The 13,458-nt window shown below is 66.0% G+C and carries 8 protein-coding genes and 3 rRNA genes; 2 read left to right on the top strand and 9 right to left on the bottom strand.

What is annotated here, in order from left to right; translation table 11 throughout:
• Positions 1-46: 46 nt before the first annotated feature.
• The 7 genes from DDJ31_RS21925 to DDJ31_RS21895 form a co-directional block, all read right to left on the bottom strand.
• The gene (locus DDJ31_RS21925) at positions 47-1,219 is read right to left on the bottom strand and encodes an acetoin utilization protein AcuC (protein WP_127178636.1); all 1,173 of its coding nucleotides are present in this window, start codon (positions 1,217-1,219) and stop codon (positions 47-49) included.
• Positions 1,170-2,387: an MFS transporter gene (locus DDJ31_RS21920; protein WP_127178637.1), complete on the bottom strand. Its 1,218-nt coding sequence runs from the start codon at positions 2,385-2,387 to the stop codon at positions 1,170-1,172. Before DDJ31_RS21920 ends, DDJ31_RS21925 begins: the two co-directional genes overlap by 50 nt.
• A 23-nt stretch (positions 2,388-2,410) precedes the next feature.
• Entirely contained in the window at positions 2,411-3,196 is a 786-nt protein-coding gene (locus DDJ31_RS21915; protein ID WP_171480874.1) for a VC0807 family protein, read from the bottom strand.
• Between the two features lie 93 nt (positions 3,197-3,289).
• The gene (locus tag DDJ31_RS21910; RefSeq protein WP_127178639.1) at positions 3,290-3,946 is read right to left on the bottom strand and encodes an HAD family hydrolase; all 657 of its coding nucleotides are present in this window, start codon (positions 3,944-3,946) and stop codon (positions 3,290-3,292) included.
• A gap of 61 nt (positions 3,947-4,007) precedes the next feature.
• Positions 4,008-4,124 (bottom strand): 5S ribosomal RNA (gene rrf / locus DDJ31_RS21905).
• Between the two features lie 101 nt (positions 4,125-4,225).
• A 23S ribosomal RNA gene (locus DDJ31_RS21900) occupies positions 4,226-7,346 on the bottom strand.
• Positions 7,347-7,646: 300 nt separating this feature from the next.
• Positions 7,647-9,171: ribosomal RNA gene (locus DDJ31_RS21895) — 16S ribosomal RNA — on the bottom strand.
• Together the 16S, 23S and 5S rRNA genes form the textbook arrangement of a ribosomal RNA operon.
• Before the next feature lie 836 nt (positions 9,172-10,007).
• On the opposite strand from DDJ31_RS21895, the gene trpS reads away from it, so the two are divergent.
• Positions 10,008-11,042 carry a tryptophan--tRNA ligase gene (trpS, locus tag DDJ31_RS21890; RefSeq protein WP_127178640.1) on the top strand — a complete coding sequence of 345 codons (1,035 nt, stop codon included), beginning with the start codon at positions 10,008-10,010 and terminating at the stop codon, positions 11,040-11,042.
• Here trpS and DDJ31_RS21885 read toward each other — a convergent pair.
• On the bottom strand, positions 10,982-11,977 hold the full coding sequence (locus DDJ31_RS21885; protein WP_171480873.1) for a GlxA family transcriptional regulator: 996 nt from the start codon (positions 11,975-11,977) through the stop codon (positions 10,982-10,984). The two genes, trpS and DDJ31_RS21885, sit on opposite strands and share 61 nt — an antisense overlap.
• Positions 11,978-12,051: 74 nt before the next feature.
• Here DDJ31_RS21885 and DDJ31_RS21880 point away from each other — a divergent pair, with 74 nt between their 5' ends.
• Positions 12,052-12,639, top strand: a complete 588-nt coding sequence (locus tag DDJ31_RS21880) for a cysteine hydrolase family protein (protein ID WP_127178641.1) — start codon at positions 12,052-12,054, stop codon at positions 12,637-12,639.
• 2 nt (positions 12,640-12,641) lie between these two features.
• Here DDJ31_RS21880 and proC read toward each other — a convergent pair whose 3' ends face one another.
• A complete protein-coding gene (gene proC, locus DDJ31_RS21875; protein WP_127178642.1) occupies positions 12,642-13,454 on the bottom strand; it encodes a pyrroline-5-carboxylate reductase in 813 nt (270 codons plus the stop codon).
• Positions 13,455-13,458 lie beyond the last annotated feature (4 nt).

The raw sequence follows: 13,458 nt of genomic DNA, 5'->3' as shown, positions 1-13,458 counted from the left end.
GGGGCGGGCGCGACCCGGCCGCCCCCGGCCACCACCACCGTCCCGCTCAGGCCAGCAGCCCGCGCAGCGGGAACACGGCCCGCCGGGTCGCGAGGACCGCCTGGTCGATCCGGTCCGCCGGGTCGTACCCGGCCTCCCACTCCGCCCAGGACACCGGCCACCGCCCGTCGGTCATCCGTCCGGGCGCCAACTGCCGGGTACGCGCGTACACCTGCTGCCGCCAGCCCTCGGGGATCAGCGTCTCCGGCGCGATCTCCCGCCCGGCCGCGATTGCCACCAGATGCGTCCACGACCGCGGGACGACGTCCACGACCGCGTATCCGCCGCCGCCCAGCGCGACCCACTTCCCGTCGGCGTGGGCGTGCGCCAGCTCATGACAGGCGACCTGCACCGCCCGCTGCGCGTCCAGCGAGACCGCGAGGTGCGCGAGCGGGTCCTCGAAGTGGGTGTCGGCGCCGTGCTGGGAGACCAGGACCTGCGGCTGGAAGTCCGCGATCAGCTCCGGCACCAGCGCGTGGAACGCCCGCAGCCACCCCGCGTCCCCGGTGCCGGCCGGCAGCGCCACGTTCACCGCGCCGCCCTCGGCCGCGTCGGCGCCGGTCTCCTCCGGCCAGCCGGTCTGCGGGAACAGGGTGCGCGGCGTCTCGTGCAGGGAGATCGTCAGGACCCGCGGGTCCTCCCAGAACGCGGCCTGCACCCCGTCGCCGTGGTGCACGTCCACATCGACGTACGCGACCCGCTCGGCCCCCAGTTCGAGCAGCCGGGCGACGGCGAGCGCCGCGTCGTTGTAGACGCAGAAGCCGGAGGCGGCGCCCGGCATCGCGTGGTGCAGCCCGCCCGCGAAGTTCACCGCGTGCGCGGCCTCGCCGTGCCAGACGGCCTCCGCCGCCCCCACCGACTGCCCGGCGATCAACGCCGACACCTCGTGCATCCCGGCGAACGCGGGATCGTCGACGGTGCCGAGGCCGTACGCCTGGTCGGCCGCGCCCGGATCGAGCGAGGCCGCCTTCACGGCCTCGATGTAGTCCTCCCGGTGCACCAGCCGCAGGGTGGACTCCCCGGCCGGTTTCGCCGCGACGACGTCCACCTCCCGGTCCAGCCCGAACGCGTCGACGAGCCCCCGGGTCAGGGCCAGCCGCACCGGATCCATCGGATGGTCAGGACCGAAGTCATAGCCCGTTACCGCCTCGTCCCACATCAGCCGCGCGCGCCCGCTCATGCCCGCCACCGTATCGGTCCCCTCGCGGCGCGAACGAGTGGGCGTACACCAACGTCACCAGCACCAACACCATCGGCACCAGCATCGCCCCGCGGTAGCTCCAGGTGTCCCCGAGCGCGCCCACGAGCGGCGAACCGATCAGGAAACCCACGTAGTTGAAGATGTTGAGCCGCGCGATGGCGGCGTCCGACGCTCCCGGGAACAGCCGCCCGGCCGCCGCGAAGGTCTGCGGCACCAGCACACACAGCCCGAGCCCCAGCAGCGTGAACCCGGCCATCCCCACCCACGCGCCGGGCGCCACCGCCACGACGGCGAACCCGCAGGCCGCGACGAGCGCCCCGGCCCGTACGACGACGACGGCCCCGAACCGCCGCACCCCGAAGTCCCCGATGGTCCGCCCGAGCAGCGTCGTCACCATGTACACGTTGTACGGGACGGTGGCGAGCTGCTCCGAGCTGCCCAGCACGTCCTGGAGGTACTTGGCGCTCCAGTTGGAGACGGTCGAGTCGCCGATGTAGGCGAAGGTCATGACCAGGCAGAGCGGCAGCAGCAGCGTGAAGACGAGGGTCCCGCTCTCGCTCCCGGCCCCTTCGGCGCCGGGCTCGGCCGCCTTCCCGTCGACGTACCACCGGCTGCCGACCAGCGCGGCCGGCAGCAGCACGGCGACCACCGGCAGATACGACACCCACAGCGCCAGCTGCCAGTGCGCGCCCACCCACGCGAGGGACGCCCCGACGATCCCGCCCAGGCTGTACACGGCGTGGAAGCTGAGCATGATGCTGCGGCCGTAGGTCCGCTGGAGACTCACCCCGAGCATGTTCATCGAGGCGTCGAGCGCTCCCACCGCGAGCCCGAAGCAGCCGAGCGCGACGGCCAGTTGGGCCACTCCGTCGCCGGCTCCCGCGCCGAGCAGCGCCAGCAGCACCACGGGCTGGGACCAGCGCAGCAGCCGGCTGGGCGGTATTCGCTTCACCAGCTGCTCGGTGGTGACGCTGCCGACGCCGGCGAGGATCGGCACGGCGGCCAGGAAGACCGGCAGCAGCGCGTCCGACACCCCGTACCGGTCCTGGATCGCCGGGATGCGGGTCACGAGGAGGGCGAAGGCGACGCCCTGGGCGAAGAAGCTGAACGCCAGAGAGGCCCTACCGCGCCGCAGCACATCTGTCATGGCGGCGAGCGTAGGGCCCCTGACTACCTGTGGGTAGATCCGGCCAAAGATGAGTTCCCTTCAACTTCGCCGGACCGACGGCTCTCCGCTCCGCCGTGCCGACGGCTCTCCACTCCGTCGTGCCTGCCGGTCTCCGCGGTGAGCATCCGCTCCATGGGTCCGACGCCGAACGCGCCGCTGACCGCGAAGGTCAGTGCCATCACGGCGATCATCATGACGCCGCCCAGCCAGACCATGGTGTCGACGGGGAGGGTGTAGGCGCCGACGACCCGTGCCACGCACTCGGCGAGCAGCGCCACGCCCCACACCACGGAGAACAGCCGCTCCTTGCGCAGGAAGTCCGCGGAGCCCTGTGCGTGTCCTGACATCAGCCGCTGCCAGGCGGCTTCCTTGGCGCGGTCGCCCTTGACCAGGAAGGGCTTCATCCCGGCGGTCATCATGGGCCGCCCGAGCGCCACGGACACCAGGATGCCGATGCCGACGGTGCTGCTGACCGCGCCGTCCTTGGCGAGCATCAGCCGCGGGTCTCCGGAGACGAAGCTCAGCAGCAGGGAGACGACGTTGACGACCAGGATCAGCCCGGCGAGCGCGTTCACCTTCCGCTCCTTGACGAGGCTCCACCCGGTCCGCAGGGCGGGGATGACGCTGCTCCAGGCGAGCGCCGCGAACGTGCTCGCCCCGAAGGCGTTCTTGAACAGGTAGTAGGAACCGAGGGGGACCGCCACGTCGAGGAGCAGGGGGCGGAGGTTGTCGAGCGCACTGGGGGTCCGGTTCGCGCTCCGGCTCTGGGACACCGTGTTCGTCGTCATGCCCTCAGCTTCGCGGCCGTGCGGGGTCTCCCGGTAGGAACGTTCGTCCGGAGACCGGCGTGACAATTGTCAGCGCCTCCCGGGTGGCCGCCGTCATTTCAGCAGGTCGGCCAAGTGCCGCATGTCGTCGAAGAGTTGCCCGGGTGGGGCGCCGGCTTCCTGGAGCCGTGCGGCGGGCGTCATGGCGGTGAATCCGACGACGTCCATGCCGGCGGCCCGTGCCGCGAGCACGCCGAGCGGTGAGTCCTCCACCACCACGCACCGCTCGGCGGGTACGCCCATCCGGTCGGCGGCGTGCCGGAAGAGGGCGGGGTCGGGCTTTCCGCGTCCCACGTCGTCCGCGCTGAAGATCCGCGGGTCGTCGAACCATCGGTCGAGGCCGGTCGTGCGGTGTCCGACCCGGATGCGCGCGTGGCTCCCGGAGGAGGCCACGCAGTACGCCACCCCGTCCTCGGCGAGCCGCTCCAGCACCCCGGCGACTCCGGGGACGGGCTGCAACTCCCGCTCGAACGCGGCGAAGACCCGGCCTTGGAAGACGTCGTCGAAGTCGGCCGGCAGCCGCTGCCCGCTCCGCTGTTCGACCAGTTCGTGGACGCGGTGCAGGGCGGCGCCCATGTAGTCGCGGAGGGAGTCCTCGTAGGTGGTGGGGTGTCCCAGCTCGGTGAGGTAGTCGGCGAGGAGCCGGTTGGAGAGGGGCTCGCTGTCGACGAGAACGCCGTCGTTGTCGAAAATGACGAGGTCATAGCGCATAAACTCAACCCTAAACGCAGAAAGCCCCGCACCATACGGTGCGGGGCTCTCCCCAAAAATTGTTCGGCGGCGTCCTACTCTCCCACAGGGTCCCCCCTGCAGTACCATCGGCGCTGAAAGGCTTAGCTTCCGGGTTCGGAATGTAACCGGGCGTTTCCCTCACGCTATAACCACCGAAACACTATGAAACTATCCAGCCACACCACAACCAACCCAGCAAAGGGTTCAGGTGTGGGGCTGTTCGTGGTTTCAGAACCAACACAGTGGACGCGAGCAACTGAGGACAAGCCCTCGGCCTATTAGTACCGGTCACCTCCACACGTTACCGTGCTTCCAGATCCGGCCTATCAACCCAGTCGTCTACTGGGAGCCTTAACCCATCAAGTGGGTGGGAGTCCTCATCTCGAAGCAGGCTTCCCGCTTAGATGCTTTCAGCGGTTATCCCTCCCGAACGTAGCCAACCAGCCATGCCCTTGGCAGGACAACTGGCACACCAGAGGTTCGTCCGTCCCGGTCCTCTCGTACTAGGGACAGCCCTTCTCAAGACTCCTACGCGCACAGCGGATAGGGACCGAACTGTCTCACGACGTTCTAAACCCAGCTCGCGTACCGCTTTAATGGGCGAACAGCCCAACCCTTGGGACCGACTCCAGCCCCAGGATGCGACGAGCCGACATCGAGGTGCCAAACCATCCCGTCGATATGGACTCTTGGGGAAGATCAGCCTGTTATCCCCGGGGTACCTTTTATCCGTTGAGCGACGGCGCTTCCACAAGCCACCGCCGGATCACTAGTCCCGACTTTCGTCCCTGCTCGACCCGTCGGTCTCACAGTCAAGCTCCCTTGTGCACTTACACTCAACACCTGATTACCAACCAGGCTGAGGGAACCTTTGGGCGCCTCCGTTACTCTTTAGGAGGCAACCGCCCCAGTTAAACTACCCATCAGACACTGTCCCTGATCCGGATCACGGACCCAGGTTAGACATCCAGCACGACCAGACTGGTATTTCAACGACGACTCACACCGAACTGGCGTCCGATGATCAAAGTCTCCCAGCTATCCTACACAAGCCGAACCGAACACCAATATCAAACTGTAGTAAAGGTCCCGGGGTCTTTCCGTCCTGCTGCGCGAAACGAGCATCTTTACTCGTAGTGCAATTTCACCGGGCCTATGGTTGAGACAGTCGAGAAGTCGTTACGCCATTCGTGCAGGTCGGAACTTACCCGACAAGGAATTTCGCTACCTTAGGATGGTTATAGTTACCACCGCCGTTTACTGGCGCTTAAGTTCTCAGCTTCGCCGAGACGAATCTCGACTAACCGGTCCCCTTAACGTTCCAGCACCGGGCAGGCGTCAGTCCGTATACATCGCCTTACGGCTTCGCACGGACCTGTGTTTTTAGTAAACAGTCGCTTCTCGCTGGTCTCTGCGGCCACCCCCAGCTCACCGTGTAAAACGGATCACCAGACGTGGCCCCCCTTCTCCCGAAGTTACGGGGGCATTTTGCCGAGTTCCTTAACCATAGTTCACCCGAACGCCTCGGTATTCTCTACCTGACCACCTGAGTCGGTTTAGGGTACGGGCCGCCATGAAACTCGCTAGAGGCTTTTCTCGACAGCATAGGATCATCCACTTCACCACAATCGGCTCGGCATCAGGTCTCAGCCACATGTGCGACGGATTTACCTACCGCACGGCCTACACCCTTACCCCGGGACTACCATCGCCCGGGATGGACTACCTTCCTGCGTCACCCCATCACTCACCTACTAACCGCTTGGTCCGGCGGCTCCACCACTCCCCTCAACTCCGAAGAGATCAGGGCGGCTTCACGGCCTTAGCATCACGATGCTCGATGTTTGACGCTTCACAGCGGGTACCGGAATATCAACCGGTTATCCATCGACTACGCCTGTCGGCCTCGCCTTAGGTCCCGACTTACCCTGGGCAGATCAGCTTGACCCAGGAACCCTTAGTCAATCGGCGCACACGTTTCCCACGTGTGTATCGCTACTCATGCCTGCATTCTCACTCGTCAACCGTCCACAACTCGCTTCCGCGGCTGCTTCACCCGGCAGACGACGCTCCCCTACCCATCACAGCGGGCGTTGGCCCTCATGCTGCAATGACACGACTTCGGCGGTACGCTTGAGCCCCGCTACATTGTCGGCGCGGAATCACTAGACCAGTGAGCTATTACGCACTCTTTCAAGGGTGGCTGCTTCTAAGCCAACCTCCTGGTTGTCTGTGCGACTCCACATCCTTTCCCACTTAGCGTACGCTTAGGGGCCTTAGTCGATGCTCTGGGCTGTTTCCCTCTCGACCATGGAGCTTATCCCCCACAGTCTCACTGCCGCGCTCTCACTTACCGGCATTCGGAGTTTGGCTAAGGTCAGTAACCCGGTAGGGCCCATCGCCTATCCAGTGCTCTACCTCCGGCAAGAAACACACGACGCTGCACCTAAATGCATTTCGGGGAGAACCAGCTATCACGGAGTTTGATTGGCCTTTCACCCCTAACCACAGGTCATCCCCCAGGTTTTCAACCCTGGTGGGTTCGGTCCTCCACGAAGTCTTACCTCCGCTTCAACCTGCCCATGGCTAGATCACTCCGCTTCGGGTCTTGAGCATGCTACTGAAACGCCCTGTTCGGACTCGCTTTCGCTACGGCTTCCCCACACGGGTTAACCTCGCAACACACCGCAAACTCGCAGGCTCATTCTTCAAAAGGCACGCAGTCACGAGGCAAACACAAGTGCTTGCCCGACGCTCCCACGGCTTGTAGGCACACGGTTTCAGGTACTATTTCACTCCGCTCCCGCGGTACTTTTCACCATTCCCTCACGGTACTATCCGCTATCGGTCACCAGGGAATATTTAGGCTTAGCGGGTGGTCCCGCCAGATTCACACGGGATTTCTCGGGCCCCGTGCTACTTGGGTGTCTCTCAAACGAGCCGCTAATGTTTCAGCTACGGGGGTCTTACCCTCTACGCCGGACCTTTCGCATGTCCTTCGCCTACATCAACGGTTTCTGACTCGTCTCACGGCCGGCAGACCATGAAAGAGAGATCCCACAACCCCGTATACGCAACCCCTGCCGGGTCTCACACGCATACGGTTTGGCCTCATCCGGTTTCGCTCGCCACTACTCCCGGAATCACGGTTGTTTTCTCTTCCTGCGGGTACTGAGATGTTTCACTTCCCCGCGTTCCCTCCACTTGCCCTATGTGTTCAGACAAGGGTGACAGCCCATGACGACTGCCGGGTTTCCCCATTCGGAAACCCCCGGATCAAAGCCTGGTTGACGACTCCCCGGGGACTATCGTGGCCTCCCACGTCCTTCATCGGTTCCTGGTGCCAAGGCATCCACCGTGCGCCCTTAAAAACTTGGCCACAGATGCTCGCGTCCACTGTGCAGTTCTCAAACAACGACCAGCCACCCATCACCCCGAACCATCGGTTCGAGTGCACTGGGGCCGGCAACTGAAGGAAGATCATTCCCTCAGACACCCAACAGCGTGCCCGACACCCTCACATCCTCTCCTCTCCCGTTCCACGCCGAAGCAGTACTGGAAAGAGAAGACAGACCGAGTGTGCCGAGTAGTCAACGTTCCACCCATGAGCAACCAGCATCGAACGTGCGCCGATGTACTGGCCTCTGACCAGCCGAGGCTGGTGAGAAGTGCTCCTTAGAAAGGAGGTGATCCAGCCGCACCTTCCGGTACGGCTACCTTGTTACGACTTCGTCCCAATCGCCAGTCCCACCTTCGACAGCTCCCTCCCACAAGGGGTTGGGCCACCGGCTTCGGGTGTTACCGACTTTCGTGACGTGACGGGCGGTGTGTACAAGGCCCGGGAACGTATTCACCGCAGCAATGCTGATCTGCGATTACTAGCGACTCCGACTTCATGGGGTCGAGTTGCAGACCCCAATCCGAACTGAGACCGGCTTTTTGAGATTCGCTCCACCTCACGGTATCGCAGCTCATTGTACCGGCCATTGTAGCACGTGTGCAGCCCAAGACATAAGGGGCATGATGACTTGACGTCGTCCCCACCTTCCTCCGAGTTGACCCCGGCGGTCTCCCGTGAGTCCCCAGCACCACAAGGGCCTGCTGGCAACACGGGACAAGGGTTGCGCTCGTTGCGGGACTTAACCCAACATCTCACGACACGAGCTGACGACAGCCATGCACCACCTGTACACCGACCACAAGGGGGCGCCTGTCTCCAGACGTTTCCGGTGTATGTCAAGCCTTGGTAAGGTTCTTCGCGTTGCGTCGAATTAAGCCACATGCTCCGCCGCTTGTGCGGGCCCCCGTCAATTCCTTTGAGTTTTAGCCTTGCGGCCGTACTCCCCAGGCGGGGCACTTAATGCGTTAGCTGCGGCACGGACAACGTGGAATGTTGCCCACACCTAGTGCCCACCGTTTACGGCGTGGACTACCAGGGTATCTAATCCTGTTCGCTCCCCACGCTTTCGCTCCTCAGCGTCAGTATCGGCCCAGAGATCCGCCTTCGCCACCGGTGTTCCTCCTGATATCTGCGCATTTCACCGCTACACCAGGAATTCCGATCTCCCCTACCGAACTCTAGCCTGCCCGTATCGACTGCAGACCCGGGGTTAAGCCCCGGGCTTTCACAACCGACGTGACAAGCCGCCTACGAGCTCTTTACGCCCAATAATTCCGGACAACGCTTGCGCCCTACGTATTACCGCGGCTGCTGGCACGTAGTTAGCCGGCGCTTCTTCTGCAGGTACCGTCACTTTCGCTTCTTCCCTGCTGAAAGAGGTTTACAACCCGAAGGCCGTCATCCCTCACGCGGCGTCGCTGCATCAGGCTTTCGCCCATTGTGCAATATTCCCCACTGCTGCCTCCCGTAGGAGTCTGGGCCGTGTCTCAGTCCCAGTGTGGCCGGTCGCCCTCTCAGGCCGGCTACCCGTCGTCGCCTTGGTGAGCCATTACCTCACCAACAAGCTGATAGGCCGCGGGCTCATCCTGCACCGCCGGAGCTTTACACCGTCAAGGATGCCCAAGACGGTCATATCTGGTATTAGACCCCGTTTCCAGGGCTTGTCCCAGAGTGCAGGGCAGATTGCCCACGTGTTACTCACCCGTTCGCCACTAATCCACCCCGAAGGGCTTCATCGTTCGACTTGCATGTGTTAAGCACGCCGCCAGCGTTCGTCCTGAGCCAGGATCAAACTCTCCGTGAATGTTTTCCCGTAATCGGGATGACACCACGAGAGCGGTGCGAGGAGAGGAATAATCCCCTCGCACACAGCGTCCTCGCTGTGTTTTCTTCAAAGGAACCTCGCCCCGGTCATGATGACCGGAGACGGGGTATCAACATATCTGGCGTTGACTTTTGGCACGCTGTTGAGTTCTCAAGGAACGGTCGCTTCCTTTGTACTCACCCTCTCGGGCTTTCCTCCGGGCTTCCCTTCGGTCTTGCGTTTCCGACTCTATCAGATCTTTCCGATCCGATTTCCTCGGTGCTTTCCGGGGTTTCCGCTTTCGCGCTTTCCCTTTCCGGCGGTTCCGACTCTATCAGATCCTTTCGGGCCTGATTCCCAGTCAGCGGGTTTCGCCTTCCGGGCTGTTGGGCCCTTCCGACGAGGTGAGACCTTAGCGGATTCCCGGCTCCCGAAGCCAATCGGGGGCCGCGTCCTTTCGAACGTGGATTCCTCATTTCGCACGCACTTGCCGACAACGCGACGCCGACCGGAACGACCGGTCGTCGTGAGGTGGTGAGTACTGCGGAATGGCTGTCCGGGGACCGACCGGAGTCGGCGCTCACGTCGGACAGCCCGGAGAACATTACGTACGGGGTCCAGGCGTGTCAACTCGCTGTGCCGCCGGGTTCCGGGGCGTACTCTCGGCCGCATGACAACGCGTACGTGCACCCAGCTGTGGTGGGCCGCCTGACGGCGGCCGTGCTCACGTATGCACTCAACGGCCGCCGCCTCGGCGGCCGTTCTCGTCTCTCCCTCCGGAGCCTCGGGGAGCCGGCCGGTCAGGGCGGCGGCCTCGATCAGGAGGTGGAGTGGAGATGACGCGAGTCTTCAGCGGGATCAAGCCGACCGGGCACCTGACCCTGGGGAACTACCTGGGGGCCATGCGGCGCTGGGCCTCGGTCGACCAGCATCGGGCCGACGCCCTGTTCTGCGTCGTCGATCTGCACGCGCTCACCGTCGACCACGATCCGGCGCGGGTGCGCAGGCTCAGCCGGCAGGCGGCGACGCTGCTGCTCGCGGCCGGGGTGGATCCGCGGCTGTGCACGGTCTTCGTGCAGAGCCAGGTGGACGAGCACGCGCGGCTGTCGTACCTGCTGGAGTGCGTGGCCACCGACGGCGAGATGCGGCGGATGGTCCAGTACAAGGAGAAGGCGGCGCGGGAGCGGGACCGGGGCGGGAGTGTGCGGCTCTCGCTGCTGACGTATCCCGTGCTGATGGCGGCGGACATCCTCGCCTACCGGACCGACGAGGTGCCGGTCGGGGACGACCAGACGCAGCACGTGGAGCTGACCCGGGATCTCGCGGTGCGGTTCAACCAGCGCTACGGGCACACCTTCACCGTGCCCAGGGCGACCCACCCCGAGGTGGCCGCGCGGGTCATGAACCTCCAGGAGCCGTCGTCGAAGATGGGGAAGTCGGACGACGCGGCCGTCGCCGGGCCCGGCATCGTCTATCTGCTCGACGAGCCCGACGTGGTGCGCAAGAAGATCATGCGGGCGGTGACCGACAGCGGGCAGGACGTCCTCTACGACCGTGAGGAGCGGCCCGGGATCGCGAATCTGCTGGAGATCCTCGCCGCCTGCACCGGAGCCGACCCCGAGGCGCTGAGCGGGACGTACTCCTCGTACGGCGCGTTGAAGAAGGAGACCGCCGACGCCGTGGTCGAGGTGCTGCGGCCGGTGCGGGACCGGCACCAGGAGCTGTGCGCCGACCCCTCCTACGTGGAGGAGGTGCTGCGGGACGGCGCGGCGAAGGCGCGGGCCATGGCCAGGCCGACCGTGGACGCCGCCTACCGGGCGATCGGGCTGCTGCCCCCGGTGGCGGAGCCGGCGTTGAACGCGGCGCGGTAGGCGCGGGGGCTGGTGGCGAGGCGCGCTGCGAAGTGCTGGCGCATCGTGACCTCGCTGCCGAACCCGGCGCGCCGGGCCACCTCGGGCATGGGCAGGTCGGTGCGCTCCAGGAGTCGCTGGGCGGCGGCGACGCGCTGGTCGAGGAGCCAGTTGAGCGGGGTGGTGCCGGTCGCGGCGGTGAAGTGGCGGGCGAAGCCGCGCGGTGACATGCCCGCGCGGGCGGCGAGGCCGGCCACCGTCAGCGGTTCGTGGAGGTGGCGCAGGGCGTGTTCGCGGACGGCGGCGAGCGCGTCGGCGTCGCGGTCGGCCCTGGGGGTGGGGTGTTCGATGAACTGGGCCTGGTTGCCGGTGCGGAAGGGCGCGGTGACCATCGAGCGGGCGATGGTGGCCGCGGCTTCGGCGCCGTGGGTGCGGCGGACCAGGTGGAGGCAGAGGTCGATGCCGGCGGCGGTCCCGGCGGCCGTCCAGATGTTGGAGTCCTCGATGAACAGCGCGTCGGGGACGACGGTGACGCGCGGGTGGTCGGCGCGCAGCCGGTCGATGAGGTTCCAGTGGGTGATGGCGCGGCGGCCGTCGAGGAGGCCGGCCTGGGCGAGGGTGAAGGCGCCGCCGCAGAGGGCGGCCAGGGTGGTGCCTCGGGTGTGGGCGCGGCGCAGGGCGGCGAGGACCGGGGCGGGCGCGGGGGTGAGGTGGTCGTCGAGTCCCGGGACGACGATCAGGTCGGCGCGGTCGAGCCAGGCGAGGGTGCGGTCGGGCTGGAGGGTGAGGCCGCCGCGGAGCGGGACCCGGGTGCGGTCGGGGGCGGCGCGGCGCAGGTCGAAGGCGGGGGCGCCGCGGTCGGTGCGGTCGGTTCCCCAGACCTCGGTGATGACGCAGACGTCGAAGGCGCGGATGCCGGGGAAGGTGACCAGGGCGACCTTGTACGGGGGCTCCATGGCTGGCAGTAAACCATCGATCGCTGTCTTTCTGCCTGCTGGGGCGGTGGCCGGTCCGGCGGCAGGATCGGGGCATGGAGATTGCGGAGAACGCGGCCCTGGTGGTCGTGGATGTGCAGCGGGGTTTCGAGGACACCGGTTTCTGGGGGCCTCGCAACAACCCGGGGGCCGACGGCAACATCGCGGCGCTGATCGACGTCTGGCAGTCGTCGGGGCGTCCTGTGGTGTTCGTGCGGCACGACTCGGTGCGGGCGGACTCGCCGTTGCGGGCGGGGAGCGCGGGCAACGGGTTCAAGCCGTATGTGGAGGAGCGGCGCGGGAAGGGGGCCGGGCCCGAGCTGCTGGTGACGAAGACCGTCAACTCGGCGTTCCTGGGGGAGCCTGATCTCGGCGCGTGGTTGACGTCGGCCGAGATCGGGCAGCTGGTGCTGGCCGGGATCCAGACCAACATGTGTGTGGAGACGACCGCCCGGATGGGCGGCAATCTCGGCTACGACGTGGTGGTGGCGTACGACGCGACGTACACGTTCGATCTCGTGGGGCCGTTCGGGTGGCGGCTGGGCGCGGACGAGGTGGGGCGGGCGTCGGCGGTGTCGTTGCACGGGGGCGGGTTCGCGCGCGTGGTGACGACGGAGGAGGTGGTGGCCGGCGTCCGGGGGTGAGGTCAGTCCTTGGTGCCCGAGGCGAGTTCGCGGCTGCGGTCGCGGGCCGCTTCGAGGGCGGCGATGAGGGCGGCCCTGACGCCGTGGTTCTCCAGTTCGCGGATGGCGTTGATGGTGGTGCCCGCGGGTGAGGTGACGTTCTCGCGGAGCCTGACGGGGTGTTCGCCGCTGTCGCGGAGCATCGTCGCGGCGCCGATCGCGGACTGGACGATGAGGTCGTGGGCCTTGTCGCGGGGCAGGCCGAGCAGGATGCCGGCGTCCGTCATGGCTTCGACCAGGTAGAAGAAGTACGCCGGGCCTGATCCCGAGAGGGCGGTGCAGGCGTCCTGCTGGGACTCGGGGACGCGGAGCGTCTTGCCGACGGCGCCGAAGATCGCCTCGGCGTGCGCGAGGTGCGCGGCGGTGGCGTGGCTGCCGGCCGAGATGACGGACATGGCCTCGTCGACGAGGGCGGGGGTGTTCGTCATGACGCGGACGACCGGGGTGCCCGCGGCGAGGCGGTCCTCGAAGAAGGACGTGGGGATGCCGGCCGCGCCGCTGATGATCAGGTGGTGGGCGGCGAGGTGCGGGGCCAGTTCGTCGACGAGGTGGCCCATGTCCTGCGGCTTCACGGTGAGGATCAGGGTGTCGGCGGCCTTGACGGCCTCCGCGTTGCTGACCGGGGTGACGCCGTGGCGGGCGCGGAGTTCCTCGGCGCGTTCCGGGCGGCGGGTGGTGACCAGCAGGTCCTCGGGCGTCCAGCCGCCGCGGATCATTCCGCTGAGCAGGGCTTCGCCGATCTTGCCGGTGCCGAGGACTGCGACTTTCTGGGTCATGGCT

The sequence above is a fragment of the Streptomyces griseoviridis genome (assembly GCF_005222485.1).
Taxonomy (GTDB): domain Bacteria; phylum Actinomycetota; class Actinomycetes; order Streptomycetales; family Streptomycetaceae; genus Streptomyces; species Streptomyces hintoniae.
Note: the sequence above shows the minus strand (reverse complement) of the source record. Positions and strands in the feature narration are given on the sequence as shown.

Coding starts and splice junctions, on each gene's coding strand:
- DDJ31_RS21925 (WP_127178636.1), bottom strand. CDS start 1,219: ATGAGCGGGCGCGCGCGGCTGATGTGGGACGAGGCGGTAACGGGCTAT.
- DDJ31_RS21920 (WP_127178637.1), bottom strand. CDS start 2,387: ATGACAGATGTGCTGCGGCGCGGTAGGGCCTCTCTGGCGTTCAGCTTC.
- DDJ31_RS21915 (WP_171480874.1), bottom strand. CDS start 3,196: ATGACGACGAACACGGTGTCCCAGAGCCGGAGCGCGAACCGGACCCCC.
- DDJ31_RS21910 (WP_127178639.1), bottom strand. CDS start 3,946: ATGCGCTATGACCTCGTCATTTTCGACAACGACGGCGTTCTCGTCGAC.
- trpS (WP_127178640.1), top strand. CDS start 10,008: ATGACGCGAGTCTTCAGCGGGATCAAGCCGACCGGGCACCTGACCCTG.
- DDJ31_RS21885 (WP_171480873.1), bottom strand. CDS start 11,977: ATGGAGCCCCCGTACAAGGTCGCCCTGGTCACCTTCCCCGGCATCCGC.
- DDJ31_RS21880 (WP_127178641.1), top strand. CDS start 12,052: ATGGAGATTGCGGAGAACGCGGCCCTGGTGGTCGTGGATGTGCAGCGG.
- proC (WP_127178642.1), bottom strand. CDS start 13,454: ATGACCCAGAAAGTCGCAGTCCTCGGCACCGGCAAGATCGGCGAAGCC.